The organism is Thalassospira sp. ABL2_045 (assembly GCF_056161285.1).
The window spans coordinates 222,531-240,592 of sequence record NZ_JBSWYV010000006.1 but is presented as its reverse complement, the minus strand read 5'-3'; the positions used below and the strand labels follow the sequence as shown (position 1 = coordinate 240,592).

The following is an 18,062-nucleotide window of genomic DNA, read 5'->3' as shown; positions in this document are numbered from 1 at the left end:
AAAAAGGGCAGATTGCAAAGTTGGTCGGTGTCGCCCCGATCAACAGAGATAGCGGTCTGTTCCAGGGCAAAAGAATGATTGGCGGCGGACGTATGGAAGTGCGCAATGCTCTTTACTACGCCGCATTACCGGCAATACGCTTCGACCCTCTGCTGCGCGACTTCTATAAGCGCCTGACTGAAAACGGAAAACCAGGAAAGGTTGCTGTCATTGCCGTCGTCAGAAAAATGGTCACGATCCTCAATGCGAGAATGCGTGACCACTATGCTTTAATACTTGACGGTTAATACCGCTGCTTTTTTGTATGCGTAACCTTTGTGAAGCCTAGCTGCGCGGCTTGAGGTTTTCCGGGTCGTAGATCGGTTTGTAGCCGATGCCGTAGACTTCAACCGGATAGATCTCGTCCATATAGGACACGGTCAGTTTGCGACCTTCCTGGCAGTAGTCCCATGGCAGGTAAGCAAGGGCGATGTTTTTGCCAACACTCGGACCAAAGGCGATGGAGGTGGTGTAGGAACGACGGCCCAACTCATCAATCAGGGTTTTGCCGGTTTCCGGGTCCATCACCGGCAGGCTCCCGACCGGGTAACGCGCAACACCGTTGGCATCGACGTTTTCGGTCATGATCAGCGTGCAGAGCATTGCCGGTTGGTGATCGCGTTCGCGGAACTCGACATGCTTGGCTTTACCGCGGAAATCGGCTTCCTTGACTTTCGGGCGGGCCAGATCAGCTTCCAGCAGGTTGTACTGGGTGTGCAGATCAGCGTTCTGCAGACGCAGCGATTTTTCCAGACGGCGCGAGTTGGCGTAGGTTTCAACACCAACGGCCAGAACACCGATTGCACGCAGCGCATCCCAAACGGCCAGGCCATCTTCGTAACGCATGTGAAGTTCCCAGCCCTGTTCGCCGACATAGGAAATGCGGAGAGCCGAAACGGTCTTGCCGGCAATCGTGATCGGGCGAATGGCCGCAAACGGGAAGTTTTCGACATTCAGCGCGTCGGGATCGGCGACAACCTTTTTAAGGTTCTCACGTGCGTTCGGGCCCCAGATGCCAATCGTGGTGTAGTCTTCGGTCACATCAGTGATCGTGACATCCCACCCCTTGTCCTGGGCCATGCGACGCATATAGGTCAGGTCACGCGGGCCGGCATCGGCACCGTTCACCAGACGGCAGCGGTCTTCCATGCGGAAGACGGTGAAGTCGGCACGTACCATGCCTTCGTCATCAAGCATGTGGGTATAAATGCCCTTGCCGATATTGGCATCCCCGCCGATTTTGGCCGCACAAAGCCATTCCATCAGCTCGACATGATCCGGACCGGAAATGTCGGTCATGTGGAAGTGCGACAGGTTGATGATGCCGCAATCATCACTCATGGCGAGCTGTTCGGCGTTCGAGACACGCCAGAAGTGGCGGGTGTCCCATTCATTTTCACGGACGGGCACGCGATCAGCGTATTTTTCCAGAAGGTGCTCGTTGGCAGCATAGCCATGCGCACGTTCCCAGCCGCCCAGTTCCATGAAGTAACCGCCCAGCTCGACTTCGCGCTCATAGAACGGGGAGCGACGAATACCGCGCGCGCTTGCAAACGGCTCACGCGGGTGAACTGGCGGGTTGTAAATCTTCTTCGCGGTTTCGTAGCAGCGCTGATAGATGTAATCGGCGTCAAGCTGGAACTCGTTATAACGCGAGAAATCGACAGCATGGTGATCAACGTGGGTACGGCCGTGGGTCATCCAGTCGGCAATCAGTTTACCCATGCCCGGCCCGTCTTTGATCCAGATACCAACGGCGTACCAAAGGCCACGCAATTTCTGGCTTTCACCCATCGACGGACCACCATCCGCAGCAGACTGCAGAAGGCCGTTGAACGAGTGGCTTTCGTTAAAGCCAAGCTCGGTCAGGATCGGGGTCAGTTCCATGGCGCGTTCAAGCGGCTCGATGACATCTTCGAGTTCGAGGTCGCGCTGGGACGGGGACAGGCGTGCCTGATCCTTTTCAAGGATGTCGCGCGGATGGACCAGACGCGGGTTTTCTTCGTAGTAGTAACCCCATTCGATCTGGCCGCCCTCGGTGCTTTTGGGGTCGCCGGTATCGCGCATATAGGCCGAGTTGCCCTGGTCACGCAGCAGCGGGTAACCGATTTCAACACCGGTGCCTTCGAATTCGTTATACGGCCCGAAGAAGGTCAGCGGATGGTCGACCGGCATTACGGGGAGGTCTTCGCCCGCCATTTCGGCGATCAGACGACCCCACAGACCCGCACAAACCACGACATAGTCGGCATGGATCGTCCCGCGTTCGGTGACGACGCCTTTGATGCGGCCATTTTCGGTGATGAGTTCAAGAGCTGAGGTGTTGGCAAAGATCTTGAGCTTGCCGGTTGCTTCGGCCTGATCGATCAGTTTGCCAGCAACGGTTTGCGAGCGCGGGATGACAAGGCCTGCATCCGGGTCCCACATCGCGCCCTGAATCTGGTCTTCTTCAAGAAGCGGAAATTTTTCCTTGGCCTCGGATGCCGAGATCATTTTGACGTTGGTGCCAAATGCCTTGCCGGAATCAACGCGGCGTTTGAGTTCGCCCATGCGTTCGTCATCACCGACACGTGCGACTTCCAGACCGCCGATGCGCGCGTAATGGCCCATCTTTTCGTAGAAATCCATGGAATACATGGTGGTCCAGGTGGTCAGCAGGTCGTGGCTGGTCGCATAGCAGAAGTCAGATGCATGCGCGGTCGAGCCGATATCGGTCGGGATGCCCGATTTGTCGATGCCGACAATATCGTCCCAGCCATTTTCGATCAGGTGATGTGCCACCGAGGAGCCAACAATACCGCCGAGACCGACGATGACGACTTTGGCCTTGCTTGGAAATGCGCTCATTTCTCTCAATCCTTCTTTCCGAGATGTTTGTCAGTGCTCGGCATGGCGAAAAACGCGTCAGGGACCGGTCAAAGCCGGCCCCGTTGCAGGAGTTTACTACAAAGTGAAGACAACCGTTCGGTGATCGTTAAGCATCACCCGGCCTTCAAGATGGTATTTGACCGCACGGGCGAGAACCCGTGATTCGATATCGCGGCCTGCCGCGACGAAATCTTCGGCCGACATCGCGTGGTTTACGCGTTCGGTTTCCTGTTCGATGATCGGGCCTTCATCAAGGTCGGGCGTGACATAGTGTGCTGTCGCCCCGATCAGTTTCACACCGCGTTCGTAAGCCTGATGATAAGGCTTTGCGCCCTTGAAGCTTGGCAGGAACGAGTGGTGAATGTTGATGATCATGCCGTAGAACTGGCTTGAAAGCTCGTTGGTCAGGACCTGCATGTAACGGGCAAGGACCACCAGTTCAGACTTGGTTTCCTTGATCAGGTCCGCAAGCTTGGCTTCCTGTTCGGCCTTGTTTTCCTTGTTCACCGGCCAGTGATAGAAGGGGATGCCTTCCTGATCGGCAACCTTGCGGGCATCTTCGTGGTTCGAAACGATGGCCGCAACTTCGGTATCCAGCCAACCCACCTTGATTTGATACAGAAGGTGCAGCATCGCATGGTCGAATTTCGAAACCATGATGATGATCCGCGGACGGCGTGCAACTTCATCAATCTTGAGCTTGAGATTAAAGCGATCAACAGCCGGGTTAAGCGACAGGGCAATGGATTCCTTGTCGATATCTGACGGCGTGATGACGGCAACACGCAGGAAGAATTTGTTGGTGTGGCGGTCCCAGAACTGGTTGGACTCGGCGATGTTCGCGCCGCGCGTGGCCAGAGCCGAGGTAACGGTCGCAACGATGCCCGGCTGGTCGTCACAGGCAATACGCAGGATATAAGAGGTATCGTTCACTGGTTTGGTTCCGTCTCGATTTCTCTGGTTAAGCGTTAAAGCTGGTTTTCCAGCTGCGGCAGAATGTCAAACAGATCACCGACAATGCCGTAATCCGCGACCTGGAAGATCGGCGCTTCTTCATCTGTATTGATGGCAACGATGATCTTGGAATCCTTCATGCCTGCCAGATGCTGGATCGCGCCGGAAATGCCACATGCGATATATAGGTCCGGTGCGACAACTTTACCCGTCTGACCCACCTGAAGATCGTTTGGTGCGTAGCCCGCATCAACAGCGGCGCGCGATGCACCAACAGCTGCACCAAGCTTGTCCGCCAGCGGTGTTATGACGGCTTTGAATTTTTCTTCTGATCCAAGCGCACGACCACCGGAAACAATAATTTTGGCGGAACCCAGTTCCGGACGATCATTTTCCGACAGAATGTTTTCAAGGAAGGAAGATTTCCCGGATTCCGCCGAACCGGCTTCAACCGACTTGATCTCGGCTGCGCTGTCACCAGCCTCAGCCGCGCCAAAGCTTGAAGTCCGGATGGTCAGGACTTTTTTGGCATCCGTGCTTTGGACAACTTCGATGGCGTTGCCAGCATAAATCGGACGTTTGAAGGTTTCCGCGTCGACAACTTCCATGACTTCCGAGACCTGCATGACGTCAAGCAGGGCGGCAACGCGCGGCAGGATGTTTTTGCCATTCGCCGTGGCCGCAGCAACGATGGTGTCATAGTCACCCGCAAGCGAGACGATCAGGTCTGCTGCGTTTTCAGCAAGATGGTTTGCCAGTGCGTCGCTTTCCGCAACCAGAACGCTGCGAACACCGGAAAGTTTGGATGCCTGTTCTGCAACCGCACCAACGCCATTGCCAGCAACCAGAACATCGATATCCCCACCGATCTGCGATGCAGCGCTCAGTGCTTTTGCAGTCTGTTCAGACAGAGCGGCGTTATCGTGTTCGGCAAAAAGAAGAATAGCCATGATTTCAATCTCCGCCTGGGTCAGATGACGCCAGCTTCATTCTTGAGTTTGTCGGTGAGTTCAGCAACATCGGCAACCTTGATGCCCGCCTGACGCGTTGCGGGTTCTTCAACCCGGATGACGCGCAGACGCGAAGCAACGGTTACGCCGAAGTCAGCGGCGGTTTTGGTATCAAGCGGCTTTTTCTTGGCCTTCATGATGTTGGGAAGCGACGCATAGCGCGGCTCGTTCAGGCGAAGGTCGGCCGTAACGATTGCCGGCAAGCTGACGCTGATCGCTTGAAGACCACCATCCACCTCGCGGGTAACTTTTGCATTATCGGCCGACAGTTCCAGTTTGGAAGCAAAGGTTGCCTGCGACCAGCCCAGCAGGGCGGACAGCATCTGACCTGTCTGGTTGGCGTCATCATCAATCGCCTGCTTGCCCAGAATGACAAGGCCGGGGTCCTCGGCCTCGACAACGCCTTTAAGGATTTTTGCGACATCAAGCGGTTCAACCGGGTCATCGACCGTGATCAGGATGGCGCGATCGGCACCCATGGCAAGGGCGGTGCGCAGGGTTTCCTGTGCCTGAGCCGGACCAATCGAGACAGCGACGATTTCGTCAGCCTGGCCAGCCTCTTTAAGGCGGATGGCTTCCTCGACAGCGATTTCGTCGAAGGGGTTCATCGACATTTTGACATTGGCAAGGTCAACACCGGAACCATCCGCCTTGACGCGGATTTTCACGTTGTAGTCGACGACCCGTTTAACAGGTACGAGAACCTTCATCATTTCCCTCTCTGACGAAATCCGGATCAGGTCTGTCTGGTCCGGGGTGGTCGCCGACAAAGCGACCCGAGTTGTGTTTCAAAGACTGGAAGCGTTACGTGATGTGACACTACCGGAGGCGACATTTAACTTGGTGCAATTCGGGATGCCGATTTCCGGGAACGGGACAATTGTTACACATTTTTGGCCAACGTTTCGGGGCGCGAATGTACTGTTTGCCGATTTTGGCGTCTTCATCGCAATCCGATTGTTGATTCTGCCGAGACCCTTTGTTTCTCTTGCTTCCCCGATATACCCCTCGGTATCATGAAAATTAATCTGGCGACTTTTTGCGCCAAAAAATAGAATGTTTGCGTCAAACTGAGATTACCGCTACGACAAACCCGACAACCTTGCCTGTATCGGAGGAACCGATGCTCAAGAAGCCTGATTCCCGTGCTCAAGCCGCACCACGCTTGAACGTCGGTTTTATCCTCGCAAAGCGCTTTACGCTGTGTGCCTTTGCGAATTTTGTTGATGTTTTGCGACTGGCCGCAGATGAAGGCGATCGAAGTCGTCCGATTCTTTGTAAATGGACGGTTCTGTCGGATACGATGGATCCGATCACATCGAGTAGCGGCATCGCAGTCCATCCCAAGGAACGGTTAGGGGACCCAAGGCGGTTCAACTATATCGTGGTTGTTGGCGGGTTGATGGATGACGCCGAAAAGCTAAGCCCTGCCTATCAGAAATTCCTGCATGAAGCGGCCGCAGCCGGGGTGCCGCTTGTGGGGGTTTGTACCGGTGTCTTCATGCTGCATGAAGCAGGGCTTCTGGATGGTTATCGCTGCTGTGTCAGCTGGTTCCATCATTCCGAAGTTGTTGAACAATTCGAAGGGCTTGATCCGGTCACCGAACAGATTTTCGTCGTTGACCGAGATCGGTTAACCTGTTCGGGCGGGGTGAGTTCGGCGCATCTAGCGGCCTATCTGGTCGATAAGCATGTTGGCCGTGCCCAGGCCAATAAAAGCCTGCATATCATGATCATTGATGATGCGCTTCAGGCTGAAAAACCGCAGCCGGGCATTCCGCTTGATCTGAAAACGCAAGATCAGATCGTCCAGCGTGCCCTTTTGATCATGCAGCAAAATATCGACATGCCGATTTCGGTTCAGGAAATCGCGCGCCGCATGGGCAACAGTAAACGCCAGATCGAACGGCATTTCAGACTAGCACTTGATACGTCGCCACAGGTGGCGTTCCTGAATATTCGTCTGGATCTGGCCCAACACCTGATCGAGAAGAGCGACAAGTCTGTTGCGCAGATTGCCGTTGATTGCGGGTTCTGCGATTCGTCTCATCTGAGCCGCATGTTCCGGCGCCGCTATGGTTGCACACCGCAGGCCCTGCGGCGTCCGATCCCCGATTCGCTTGCGACCAGTGCCATGATCGAAGAAACCCCGCAGATTGACGCACCGGCATAAGAAAACGCCACGCTCACAGTCAAACGTCAGCGGGGCGTTTTAAATTGGTTGTCGATCTCGGGTGCCCCTAGGGTCAGGACCTATTAATTTGGTTTGAATGGTCGCTCAGATTTGTGCGGATACGCGAAGCAAAACTGCTGGAAGATATTAATCTTTCAAGGTTTTGCGACAAAGTGGCCCGTGCAAATCTGAGCGATCCAAAGGACAGAGCTTATATTCGCGAACTCCTACGTCAAACCCCTTGTCCGGGATACCAACCCGCCCGGCGGGCTTTTCCTTGGGCTTCACAAATATAAGCTCTGCCATTCCAATCAAATTAATAGGTCCTGACCCTAGAGTTCGACCTCGACATCGGAAAGCGGGGTCGAGCAGCAAATCAGGATTTTGCCCTGATCGACTTCGCGCTGGCGGATACCGCCGCCATGCTGCATATCGACTTCACCCGAATTCAGTTTGGATTTGCAGGTTCCGCAAATGCCGCGCTGACAGGACGACATCGGCATCAGACCGGCTTCCTTGGCAGCTGACAGAATGGTCATACCCGGATTACATTCCACAACGTGGCCGGTCTTGACGAAGCTGACACGGAATTTCTGATCACTGATCTCTGGTGCGACGGACTCATGTTCTTCGAGGGTGCCCGCGGTTTCAGCGCCGAAATCGAAGCTTTCCTCGTAGTATTTGTCCATGTCGAAACCGGCTTCCTGGAGCATGGTGCGTACGCCCTCCATGAAGCGGCCCGGTCCACAGCAAAAGACCTTGCGGTCCTTAAAGTCCGGCGACATCAGCGACAGCATCGGCAGGCTCAACCGGCCAGTGAAGCCGGACCACTGATGGCTGGCAGAGGTCGTGTCAACGGTCAGTGAAACCTTGAGCGACGGATTCTGCGACATCAGAAGATCAAGCTCATCGCGGAAAATCAGATCCGACGGTGTGCGTGCCGCATGAACAAAATGCAGATCGGTCGGTTCCGACAGATCGCAGGCCGTCCGGGTCATCGACATCATCGGCGTGATGCCGCTACCAGCCGAAATGAACAGCAGTTTCTGATCAGCCGTTGCATCGGTGGTGAAGTCACCGGCCGGGCCGGTGACATTCACTTCCTTGCCTGGCAGCATGTTGTCATGCAGCCAGTTCGATCCCGCCCCGCCCGGAACACGTTTGACCGTGATTTCCAGACGGTAAGGCCGTGCGGCCGATGCCGAGATCGTATAGCTGCGCGTGACCATGCCTTCGACCGGCAGCTCGAAGGTCATGAATTGGCCGGGATAGAAACGAAACGCACGTGGCTCACGCCCGGAAAACACAAAGGTTTTCACGTCATGCGTTTCCTGACGAACTTGCCGGCAAACAAGGACATCGTCGTGTTCCGGGTCCCACAGGGGGACCCGGTTGACTTCGGTCACGATTTCTTCGACGGGCACGTCTTCGCCCTTCGCGTCCTCGTTTGGCTTCTTCTCACTCATTCTGCGGCAATCCCGGCTTTAGTCGTTGCGTAGTGATCTTCCAGGCGTTTGATGTACCAGTCACAGAACGCCTCAACGTGCGGTTCGGTGAACTGGGAATACGGACCCGGTTCGTAAGCAGGCTGTTCACTGCCAATCTGGGCAAGACGCACAAGATCTGCGTCCTGCTGGTTGGTCATGTTCCAGACGTGGGTGAGGTTATCAAGGGTATAATCCTCGTTCTCACGCGCGTCCTTGTGAACCAGCCAGGTGGTGCGGACCAGCGTTCTGTTCGGCGACAGCGGCAGAACGCAGAAAGTCACGATATGATCGGCCATGAAGTGGTGCCAGGAGTTCGGATGTGTCCAGAAGCTCAGGCCTCCAAGTTTGGCATCGGTAAAGTTGCCCAGAAGTTTCTTCGAGGCAGCCTTGGTATCAAGGGTGTGCGATTCGCCTTCACGCATCAGCGGCAGGCGCATGGTGCGGAAACCTGTGATGTTTGAAAGCTGGTCCTGCTCGGCAGACGGCAGGCCACATGCTTCCCAACGGGCATGGTCGTTGGCGATGGTTTCGGAATATTTGGCAACGTCTTCGGAGCGACGCTGGTCAAGTTCATCAGGCGAGAAACCAAAACCGAATTCCGACAGCGGTACGGTCAGCTGCGGGTGGTTACCTTCGCAGTGATAGCACTCTCGGTTGTTTTCCATGGTCAGCTTCCAGTTTCCTTCCTCGATCAGTTCAGAAACATGGGCAACCTTGCAGTTGGAAAGGTCGTGCGGCGCGATGTACGGCTCCATGACCTTGGCCATTTCTTCGATATCGGACGGGGCTTCCTTGGCCAGGCAGATAAAGATCAAACCCGCGACGGAGCGGACATGAACGGTTTTCAGGCCATGGCAGCTTTTATCAAAGCCCGAACCCATATGTTCAGCAAGGATAAGGTCGCCATCCTCGTTATAGGTCCAACCATGATAACGGCAGACGATGTTGCCAATTGTCGTTTGGCGTTCATCAATCAATTTGGCACCACGGTGACGGCAAACGTTATGGAATGAGCGGATCTCCATATCGTCGCCACGCAGGATCAGGATGGATGCGCTGCCGATCTCGACAGTGATGCAATCGCCCGGCTCGGGAAGTTCCGGTTCGACGCCAACAAAAATCCAGTTCTGCCCGAAGATGACATCAAGATCGAGATCCAGAATGTCTTGGGAATTGTAAAAGGGTGCTTCGAGACTTTTGAATTTCTCGCGGCGGGCAACAAGCTTTTGAATATCAGAAGAATGCATGGTCGGATACCTCGGCTTCTCTCAATGGTATCTGGATGGAATCCTGTGCAGGGCTTGCCGTGTGCATCAGGGCGTAAGCATATCACCGAAGGGGACGGTCGGTGTACAAACATTTGAAACCGGTTGTTTCCGGTTTCGGGCTTATTTCCTGGACGTCTTCGGTGGCTATCTGCGTTCGAGAGAGTTGGTATAGCCGAGGTAGCTGACAGTTTTGCTTCTTTACATCACGCGATGAAGCCGAACGCAGCAATCCAGTTCCAACAACGTGGTGGTTGTCAGCACGATTGGTATTCGCAACCAAAAGCGAATACGAACAATGGTTCACGTACGGCGTACGTGCCAGATTGCGGGCTGTCAGTTGCACCCAAAGTCTCCCTCTTCTCAGCCGGCAGGTAACCTGCTCTTTGGCACGCCCACGGCATAGAGTGAGCGATCAGAAAATCTATTTCGGAAAGTGGGTGCTAAGGGAGAAAACATAAGTCAATTGGGCAGTAGTTTTGCGACGCAATTATCATTGTCTGGCACGCTATCCCGGCTACGTGGCCTTTGCGGGGATAAATTCCAATATCCGGGGGTCGTTTTTCTGCCCTTTTTTGACGTTCCCGGGTCTCAGTGGCATCATCAGAACAATCTGCTGAGAAAATTGGGGATTCGGGTGATGAAAGTCGGAATTGTCGGGGCCGGAATGGTCGGAAGTTCGGCGGGCTATGCGCTGGCGGTTATGGGACTGGCAAGTTCCGTCGTGCTGGTGGATCGAAACCACGATCTCGCGGTTGCACAGGCCGAAGATATTGCCCATGCAGTTCCCTTCATGTCCTCCACCATTGTCGAGGCCGCAGACTATAGCGGTCTGGCCGGTGCTTCGGTGGTGATTCTGGCCGCCGGGGTCAGTCAGAAACTCGGTGAAACCCGGCTGGCATTGCTTGAACGAAATGCCGCCGTTTTCAAGGATGTCGTGGGCAATGTGCTTGCGGTTGCGCCTGATGCGATCCTTCTGATTGCGTCCAACCCGGTCGATATCATGACCCAGATTACCCAGCGGATATCAGGTCTTCCGGCAAGCCGGGTGATCGGGTCGGGTACCATTCTTGATACGGCACGCTTCCGAAGCCTTCTGGGGCGCCAACTTGGGATTTCGCCACAATCGGTGCATGCCTATGTGCTTGGCGAGCATGGAGATAGCGAAGTTCTCGCCTGGTCAAATGCCAAGGTGGGGTCGCTTTCGCTGGCCGATATTGCAGCCCAGGTCGGTTCACCGATCACTGAACATGTCCGGGCAACCATTGATGATGGGGTGCGCAATGCCGCCTACAAGATCATCAAGGGCAAGGGGGCGACCTATTACGGGATCGGGGCCGGACTGGCGCGAATCGTCAAGGCCATTGGCCATGATCAGCATGATGTTCTGACTGTATCTTGTGTGACGCCTGAAATCGTCGGTGTTAAGGACGTTGCCCTTTCTATCCCGCGCGTGGTCGGGGCACAGGGGATCGAAACCGATTTGATGCCAGACCTGATTGCATCCGAGCGTGACGGACTTGAAAAAAGTGCGAAGCTTCTCAAAGACAGTGTCGAATCGATCCGCCTATAGGGCGGGCGCGCCGGGTCAGGAGGTTCGTGCCGCCGACTGTCCTTTGCCGCGCATCGTGCGCAAGGTTGTGCCAAAGGCTTGCCCGTAGGCACGGCTTAGCGCCGCGTGGTTTCTAAAGCCGGTTTGAAGAGCGATATCGGCCAGTTTCAGGTCGGTCGACCGCGCCAGATCACGCGCCCGACCAAGACGCAGCATCTGATAATACTTTCCCGGTGCCATTTGCAGATTGTTCTGAAAAGCCCGGTCGAGGCTGCGCAATGAACATCCCGCATGTGTCGCGATGGTCTTAAGTGCAACAGGCGTTTCAATACAGGCAATCATTTTGGCAACAGCACGTCGTACATGATCGGCACCCGGACCATGCAAACGATCCGCGCCGCGTGGTACTGTGCTGCTGGGATCGCTTTGTGTCTGATGGCGGGCGTCATAGACAAACAGGTTGCTGACATCAAAGGCGACAGCGGCACCAAATTCCCGGGCGAGGATATGGAGCATCAATTCCATCACTGTTGCCGCCCCGCCTGACGTGATCATTTTGCCGTCTTCAACAAAGCGGTCGGTCGAAACACGCACATCGGGGAACTGTTCGCGGAACTGATCAAGTTCCTGCCAATGGATAGTTGCCGATTTCCCGTCCAGCATATCGCAAGTGGCCAGTAACCAGGCGGCGGTATCGACCCCAATCACCGTGCTTGCATGTTGCGCAGCATTTTGCAGTCGGGCGCGGTTTCGGGGCGATAAATGATGGCGCATGTCATAGCCCGATATCACCACCAGATAATCAATCCGCGTGGGATCCGCGATGGCATTGAGCGCGGCCTTGGGCGTGATGACAAGCTCGCTTGAACTTTTCGCGGGGGATCCATCAATTGTGCAGATATCCCAACTGATTTCCGGCCCGCCCGGCAGGCCTGCGGCCGCGCGTAACGGTTCCAATGCGCTGGCCAGAACCAGATTGGAAAAACCGTCAAACAGGACAAAGACAAATCGGTGACGGGCATTTGGCATGATCAGGAAAATAAATGACGGAATATGTAAAATCAATATCACCAATTACGATACCCTGATCCCAGCAAAATGATCCCAAAAGCCAGAGAGGCCAACATGCCGCTTTCGATGAACAAGGAAGTCTTCATTACCGCCGCCGTAACCGGGTCGGGCGGCACACAGGACAAATCGCCGCATGTGCCGCGCTCGCCAGAGCAGATCGCCAACAGCGCGATTGATGCCGCCAAGGCCGGTGCTGCGGTGGTGCATTGCCATGTGCGCGACCCTGAAACCGGTGCACCATCACGCGACGTTAAATATTACCGCGAACTGACCGAACGGGTGCGGGCCGCCGACACTGATGTTGTCCTGAACCTGACGGCGGGTATGGGCGGCGATATCGTCTTTGGCTCGACCGAGGCACCGCTGCCGGTCAATGAAGCCGCAACCGACATGATCGGGGCGCGTGATCGCATGGCTCACATCGCCGATTGCCTGCCGGAAATCTGTACTCTTGATTGCGGCACGATGAACTTTGCCGAGGCCGATTATGTCATGACCAATACGCCGGGCATGCTGCGCGCCATGGGCCAGATGATGACTGATCTTGGCGTCAAACCAGAGATCGAGGCATTCGATACCGGTCATCTGTGGTTTGCCAAGCAACTGGTATCTGAGGGCATTCTCAAAAGCCCGGCACTGGTGCAGCTTTGTATGGGCATCCCGTGGGGGGCGCCCAATGATCTCAATACCTTTATGGCGATGGTCAACAATGTGCCGTCAGACTGGGAATGGTCGGCCTTTTCCATCGGGCGTGATCAGATGCCTTATGTTGCGGCATCGGTACTGGCCGGGGGCAATGTGCGCGTTGGTCTGGAAGACAATATCTATCTGTCCAAGGGGGTGCTTGCCACCAACGCCCAGCTGGTTGAACGGGCAGTCGGCATTATCGAGGGCATGGGCGCCACGGTGATCGGCCCGGATGCGGTCCGCAAGAAGCTTGGCCTGACCAAGCGGGAGCCGCGCTGATGTCTGCGACCGCAATTAAAAAAGCCGCCATCATTGGCGGTGGTGTGATTGGCGGTGGCTGGGCCGCGAGATTCTTGCTCAACGGTTGGGATGTTGCAGTCTTCGATCCCGACCCACAGGCCGAACGCAAAATCAATGAGGTGCTGGCAAACGCACGTCGCAGCTTGCCGGCCCTTTATGACCGCGCCCTGCCGACTGAAGGCAAACTGACCTTCCATGACGATATGGCAACGGCGGTGACCGGAGCGCAGTGGATTCAGGAAAGCGTTCCTGAAAAGCTTGCGCTTAAACACAAGATCCTCTCACAGATTCAGGCCCATGCGCCCACTGATTGTCTGATCGGCTCATCGACATCGGGCTTTAAGCCAAGCGAGTTGCAGCAAGGTTCGATCAAGCCCGAACATATCGTTGTCGCCCATCCGTTCAACCCGGTTTACTTGCTGCCATTGATCGAAGTGGTGCCATCGGCAGCAACCGATGCCGAGGTGCTCGCGACCGGGTGTGAGGTACTGCGGTCCGTCGGGCTGAAGCCGCTTGTTGTGCGGAAGGAAATTGATGCGCATATTGCCGACCGCTTGCTTGAAGCGGTCTGGCGTGAAGGGCTGTGGCTTGTTCATGACGAGGTCGCCACGACCGAGGAAATTGATGATGCCATCCGGTTTGGTTTTGGTCTCCGCTGGGCCCAGATGGGGCTGTTTGAAACCTATCGTATTGCCGGTGGTGAAGCCGGGATGGAACATTTCATCGGGCAATTTGGCCCGGCCCTGAAATGGCCATGGACGAAGCTGATGGATGTTCCGGAACTGACCCCGGAACTGACAGCCCGTATTGCGCAGCAATCCGATGATCAATCCGGTCACATTAGCATCCGTGACCTTGAACGCCTGCGTGATGACAACCTTGTTGGCATGATGCGCGCGCTCAAGAAATCGGGCAGTGGTGCCGGGGGCACGATCAATGATCACGAGGCAGCTTTGCCCGACCCAGCACCGTTGGATGATCTTCCTGTGACCGGGGATCGTCGGATCCCGCAAAGCTGGACGGATTATAACGGGCACATGAACGAAGCCCATTATGTCGAAGTCAGCTCACAGGCAAGCGACCGCTTCATGGAGATGGTTGGTGCGGATGCCGACTATATCGCCAAGGGTGGCAGTTATTTCACGGTCGAAACCCATGTCTGCTATTTGCAGGAAATCAGTGCCGGGGATCATGTCCGTGTCACGACACAGCTGATTAATGGTGCGGGCAAGAAGCTGCACCTGTTCCATCGCCTGATCAATGATGCGGGTGCGGTTGCTGCAACTGTCGAGACATTCTTGCTGCATGTCGACCTTACCACCCGTCGCACCTCCGAGCCGACTGGCCTGGTGGCGACCAATCTGGCGGATATGGCCAAACGCCATTCAAGTCTGCCCAACCCCGATCAGCTTGGCCGCGCAATTGGCTAGGCCGGTGCCTTGAACTGAGTCGCTTGGAACCAGTTCACAATTGCGCTGTGAGTTGCCCCTGCAGTCTTTAACTGCGGGGGCTTCCGCGTTAGGCTGAGACATCAAGTCTCTGCCCACAAGGATCCGTTGATGGCCAATTCTGATCAGGTTTCCTCCGAAATGACCTATGACCCGATGCCAGAGGAAGAAGGCATTCGCGCCTTCATTGCCAAATGTGACGGGTTTTATCCGCCCGACGCAGTGGCGGCTTCAATTGATCAGCAGCGCAGCTGGTATGATGCGCTATGTACAGAATTTGCCTTCGCCCATCCGGCAGGCATGCAGGTCGAAGACGACGAGATTGCCGGTGTACCGGTGCGCCATTACCGCCCGGCTGATTGCGCCGCAAACCACAAGATCGTCTATATGCATGGCGGTGGCTTTGTCGTTGGATCGCGCGACAGCCATGATGCGATTTGCGCCGAAATCTCCCAGGCGGCAGAGGCTGAACTGATCGCCATTGATTATCGCCTGGCCCCCGAACATATTTGGCCAGCCCAGCACGAAGACTGCCACAAGGTAACTCAAAGCATCTTGGCATCAGGCAAGAAAATCGTGCTGGTCGGGGATAGTGCCGGGGGGATGCTGGCCGCCGGGATCGCCGTTCGCGCCCGCGAAGAGGGCTTTGGCAATCGCGTTCTGGGGCAGGCCCTGATTTATCCGGCTCTTGGCGGGGATTTGAATTGGCCAAGCTATGGGCAGATGGCCAGTGCGCCGGGTTTAAGCACCGATGATGTGATCTACTATCGTGATGTGCTCAAGGCGCCGATGGATGATCCGTTTGCCCATGCATTGTCGGTTGATGATCTGCGTGGGTTGCCGCCGACCTTTATTACCGCGGCCTATTTTGATCCGCTCCGCGATGATGGCCGTGAATATACTGCCCGCCTTGCCCGTGCAGGCATTTCCGTGCAGTACCGCGAAGAACCGCAAATGATCCATGGCTGGCTGCGTGCCCGGCATATGAGCCCGGGGGCGAAAACAGCCTTCCGGCATCTGTGCAAAGCCATTTCGGAGATGCTGGCGACCGCATAGAAGGCCGGTTACGCCACCTTGGGTCGCAAATGCGTACCCGAGCAAAAAGAAGCGACACAGGGCGGACAGTTTGCGCGTGCTGGAACCGCGCGGCGTTCGTTGTAACTGATAAGATATTGATCCCAAGAAAACTTTTAGTTTATAATCATTTTATGAAATCCATTTTTGCGCGCAATTAGACCGCTTGGGTGCATAACGGTTCGGGGGGACCTGCATGATCAATATTGCGAAACTGCCATCGTCGCTGCTTTTGGCGATGACCGTCTTTTATGTCTTCATGATCGGTGATGGGCGTCACGCATTTGCGGCAACTACGACAATCACATGCACGGGTTTGGCAGGGGTTGCATCGAACGCCTTCAATAGTCTTCAATACGATCACAGTGGCGGCACTTGCGCCATGCAAGGTAACTCGGTCGCCGTGCTTACTGGTCAGTTCGATATTACGTTCCGGAACCAGACGGGTGGCAACTCCGAGGAATTCATTATGGGGACGGGCGGCGGCTCCAGCAATACCGCGCATAGAGGATGTAGTCTTGGCACTTTTACCGCCGCTGCGGGTGTTGCTTGTGAAATTGACCGTGCTGTCAACGGTACCGAAACCGAGACAGTCACGATTGATGGCGAGAACGGGTCAACTATTCGGATGACAGTTTCTCTGACGGTTGCCGGTGGAGGCGCCAGCTACACCTACAACAGTGCCTCGGTGGCGATAACGACTGCGGACGCGTCCTCGTCGGAGGATACGTCTACGGCCCAACGCGCCGTTCAGGGATCGGTTACGCGGTCGCAATCTGTGGTGATTGGCCAGAATTTCGGGTCGCGCGTATCCAATGTGGCGGCTGGTCCGGGTGGTGCTCCTGGTTCCGGTGGTATAATTCCCAGCGGAACCGTCCCAGGCACACAGCCAGATGGCGTTACACCAACGCAGCAGTTCGGCATGGCCGGTCTCGATACAGACGATGAGCCGCCATTCCAAACGAATGGCACAACCCTGCGCGGGTTGGCGATGCTCGCATCCTTCGATACGTCACGGACTCTCGCTGCCGCCGATACCGCTGATTCCCCGATTGGCGGACCAGAACAACGCATTTTCTTATCGACTGAAAGTCCGATCACGATCTGGGGGTATGGGTCCTTTACCGATGTCGAAAACACACGCAACCGGACGGGCGAGGATAACCGTTACGATGGCAGCGTCTGGGGGTACAACTTGGGTGCGGACTACCGCTTTTCGTCGGCGTTCGTGGCTGGTATATCGGTTGGCTATGCCAAAACCGATATTACGACGACCTTTGAAACCGGCACCTACGAAGAAGACACTTGGAACCTGTCTCCCTATGTTATCTACACTCCGTCCGAAACGCTGACATTTTCTGCTATTGCGGGTTATGCTTTCGGGGATGTGGCCAGGAGCCGTAATACGAGCGTGACAGGCAATACCGACAGCCAAAGCTGGTATCTGCAGGTTGATATACGCCAAACGTTCCAGCCGATAGCAGAAAGCCCGTTTCAGGTCACGGGCGGGCTAGGTGCGTTGACGTCACGCAATACGCTTGATGCCTACACCGAAAGTGACGGCAGCCAGGTTGCGGAATCCTCGGTCAATACTGTGCAGTTGAAGCCAAATGTCGAACTGGCTTATCCGGCTCAAATAGGTGAAACGGCTCTGATACCCTTTGTGAAGGGAGCTTATGTCCATGATTTTACAGACCAGACCAATGGTGATGCCGGGGCTTTTGATCTTGGTGGCGGCCTACGCGTAGCAGCAGGCGGAAGCGGCCTGTCGAGTTCTATCGAAGGTTCACGACTGGTTGGTCGGGACGATTACAGCGAATACACGGTGAGTGCTTTCGTTGCTTATGGTTTTCAGGTCTCTGCGGCCGATGGCGGCTTTGCAGCAGTAGCGTCACCTTATGTCGGTACCAGCCTGTCAGACAGCGGGGCTCCGGAAATTTCTGCTGGGGCGACACTGATTGATCTTGATGACAGGTTTTCCAGTAAGCTCAGTGTGTCCGGCGATCCGGCGGCACAAAGAGCCAGTATGCTAGCCACTCTTGATCTGAAGTTCTGAACCTGGTGCGATGCGGTTTGCAGCAAGATAGCCTAAGCATAAGAAAGGGCCGGGAGACCGGCCCTTTTGTTTTTGGTG

At 55.5% G+C, this 18,062-nt stretch carries 14 protein-coding genes; 7 read left to right on the top strand and 7 right to left on the bottom strand.

Annotated features, from left to right (window positions below; translation table 11 throughout):
- The coding region (locus ACXAIA_RS11370; RefSeq protein ID WP_475349425.1) for a transposase at positions 1-287 on the top strand (287 nt) is incomplete at its 5' end.
- A 37-nt stretch (positions 288-324) separates the two neighbouring features.
- Here ACXAIA_RS11370 and ACXAIA_RS11365 read toward each other — a convergent pair.
- From ACXAIA_RS11365 to ACXAIA_RS11350, 4 genes are all read right to left on the bottom strand, one after another.
- Positions 325-2,886 carry a GcvT family protein gene (locus ACXAIA_RS11365; RefSeq protein WP_475349424.1) on the bottom strand — a complete coding sequence of 854 codons (2,562 nt, stop codon included), beginning with the start codon at positions 2,884-2,886 and terminating at the stop codon, positions 325-327.
- Between the two features lie 96 nt (positions 2,887-2,982).
- Positions 2,983-3,840 (bottom strand): formyltetrahydrofolate deformylase, encoded by an 858-nt coding sequence (gene purU, locus ACXAIA_RS11360; protein WP_475349423.1) that lies wholly within the window; start codon positions 3,838-3,840, stop codon positions 2,983-2,985.
- 35 nt (positions 3,841-3,875) lie between these two features.
- Positions 3,876-4,811: an electron transfer flavoprotein subunit alpha/FixB family protein gene (locus ACXAIA_RS11355; protein WP_475349422.1), complete on the bottom strand. Its 936-nt coding sequence runs from the start codon at positions 4,809-4,811 to the stop codon at positions 3,876-3,878.
- 20 nt (positions 4,812-4,831) lie between these two features.
- A complete protein-coding gene (locus ACXAIA_RS11350; RefSeq protein ID WP_475349429.1) occupies positions 4,832-5,581 on the bottom strand; it encodes an electron transfer flavoprotein subunit beta/FixA family protein in 750 nt (249 codons plus the stop codon).
- 413 nt (positions 5,582-5,994) lie between these two features.
- Here ACXAIA_RS11350 and ACXAIA_RS11345 point away from each other — a divergent pair, with 413 nt between their 5' ends.
- Positions 5,995-7,044, top strand: a complete 1,050-nt coding sequence (locus ACXAIA_RS11345; protein WP_475349421.1) for a GlxA family transcriptional regulator — start codon at positions 5,995-5,997, stop codon at positions 7,042-7,044.
- A 332-nt stretch (positions 7,045-7,376) separates the two neighbouring features.
- Here the strand turns inward: ACXAIA_RS11345 and ACXAIA_RS11340 are convergent, their stop codons facing one another.
- Together ACXAIA_RS11340 and ACXAIA_RS11335 are read right to left on the bottom strand one after the other, a co-directional pair.
- The gene (locus tag ACXAIA_RS11340) at positions 7,377-8,510 is read right to left on the bottom strand and encodes an FAD-binding oxidoreductase (protein WP_475349420.1); all 1,134 of its coding nucleotides are present in this window, start codon (positions 8,508-8,510) and stop codon (positions 7,377-7,379) included.
- Positions 8,507-9,778, bottom strand: a complete 1,272-nt coding sequence (locus ACXAIA_RS11335) for an aromatic ring-hydroxylating oxygenase subunit alpha (protein ID WP_475349419.1) — start codon at positions 9,776-9,778, stop codon at positions 8,507-8,509. The genes ACXAIA_RS11340 and ACXAIA_RS11335 overlap by 4 nt, the downstream gene beginning before the upstream one ends.
- Before the next feature lie 658 nt (positions 9,779-10,436).
- On the opposite strand from ACXAIA_RS11335, the gene ACXAIA_RS11330 reads away from it, so the two are divergent.
- Positions 10,437-11,369 carry an L-lactate dehydrogenase gene (locus ACXAIA_RS11330; protein ID WP_475349418.1) on the top strand — a complete coding sequence of 311 codons (933 nt, stop codon included), beginning with the start codon at positions 10,437-10,439 and terminating at the stop codon, positions 11,367-11,369.
- A gap of 15 nt (positions 11,370-11,384) precedes the next feature.
- Here the strand turns inward: ACXAIA_RS11330 and ACXAIA_RS11325 are convergent, their stop codons facing one another.
- Positions 11,385-12,419 (bottom strand): GlxA family transcriptional regulator, encoded by a 1,035-nt coding sequence (locus ACXAIA_RS11325; RefSeq protein ID WP_475349428.1) that lies wholly within the window; start codon positions 12,417-12,419, stop codon positions 11,385-11,387.
- Between the two features lie 54 nt (positions 12,420-12,473).
- Between ACXAIA_RS11325 and bcoG the strand changes: the two genes are divergently transcribed.
- The 4 genes from bcoG to ACXAIA_RS11305 all read left to right on the top strand — a co-directional run bounded on the left by bcoG (position 12,474) and on the right by ACXAIA_RS11305 (position 17,984).
- Positions 12,474-13,385 carry a 3-dehydrocarnitine:acetyl-CoA trimethylamine transferase BcoG gene (gene bcoG, locus ACXAIA_RS11320; RefSeq protein ID WP_475349417.1) on the top strand — a complete coding sequence of 304 codons (912 nt, stop codon included), beginning with the start codon at positions 12,474-12,476 and terminating at the stop codon, positions 13,383-13,385.
- Positions 13,385-14,836 (top strand): carnitine 3-dehydrogenase, encoded by a 1,452-nt coding sequence (locus tag ACXAIA_RS11315; protein ID WP_475349416.1) that lies wholly within the window; start codon positions 13,385-13,387, stop codon positions 14,834-14,836. Before bcoG ends, ACXAIA_RS11315 begins: the two co-directional genes overlap by 1 nt.
- A 129-nt stretch (positions 14,837-14,965) precedes the next feature.
- On the top strand, positions 14,966-15,910 hold the full coding sequence (locus tag ACXAIA_RS11310; protein ID WP_475349415.1) for an alpha/beta hydrolase: 945 nt from the start codon (positions 14,966-14,968) through the stop codon (positions 15,908-15,910).
- A 214-nt stretch (positions 15,911-16,124) separates the two neighbouring features.
- Positions 16,125-17,984, top strand: coding sequence for an autotransporter outer membrane beta-barrel domain-containing protein (locus ACXAIA_RS11305; protein WP_475349414.1), 1,860 nt, complete (start codon positions 16,125-16,127; stop codon positions 17,982-17,984).
- Positions 17,985-18,062 lie beyond the last annotated feature (78 nt).

What these genes read in the sequence shown, in the direction of transcription:
- ACXAIA_RS11340 (WP_475349420.1), bottom strand. Translation starts at nt 8,510, where the DNA reads ATGAGTGAGAAGAAGCCAAACGAGGACGCGAAGGGCGAAGACGTGCCC.
- ACXAIA_RS11345 (WP_475349421.1), top strand. Translation starts at nt 5,995, where the DNA reads ATGCTCAAGAAGCCTGATTCCCGTGCTCAAGCCGCACCACGCTTGAAC.
- ACXAIA_RS11305 (WP_475349414.1), top strand. Translation starts at nt 16,125, where the DNA reads ATGATCAATATTGCGAAACTGCCATCGTCGCTGCTTTTGGCGATGACC.
- ACXAIA_RS11355 (WP_475349422.1), bottom strand. Translation starts at nt 4,811, where the DNA reads ATGGCTATTCTTCTTTTTGCCGAACACGATAACGCCGCTCTGTCTGAA.
- ACXAIA_RS11315 (WP_475349416.1), top strand. Translation starts at nt 13,385, where the DNA reads ATGTCTGCGACCGCAATTAAAAAAGCCGCCATCATTGGCGGTGGTGTG.
- ACXAIA_RS11335 (WP_475349419.1), bottom strand. Translation starts at nt 9,778, where the DNA reads ATGCATTCTTCTGATATTCAAAAGCTTGTTGCCCGCCGCGAGAAATTC.
- ACXAIA_RS11365 (WP_475349424.1), bottom strand. Translation starts at nt 2,886, where the DNA reads ATGAGCGCATTTCCAAGCAAGGCCAAAGTCGTCATCGTCGGTCTCGGC.
- bcoG (WP_475349417.1), top strand. Translation starts at nt 12,474, where the DNA reads ATGCCGCTTTCGATGAACAAGGAAGTCTTCATTACCGCCGCCGTAACC.
- ACXAIA_RS11350 (WP_475349429.1), bottom strand. Translation starts at nt 5,581, where the DNA reads ATGAAGGTTCTCGTACCTGTTAAACGGGTCGTCGACTACAACGTGAAA.
- ACXAIA_RS11330 (WP_475349418.1), top strand. Translation starts at nt 10,437, where the DNA reads ATGAAAGTCGGAATTGTCGGGGCCGGAATGGTCGGAAGTTCGGCGGGC.
- ACXAIA_RS11310 (WP_475349415.1), top strand. Translation starts at nt 14,966, where the DNA reads ATGGCCAATTCTGATCAGGTTTCCTCCGAAATGACCTATGACCCGATG.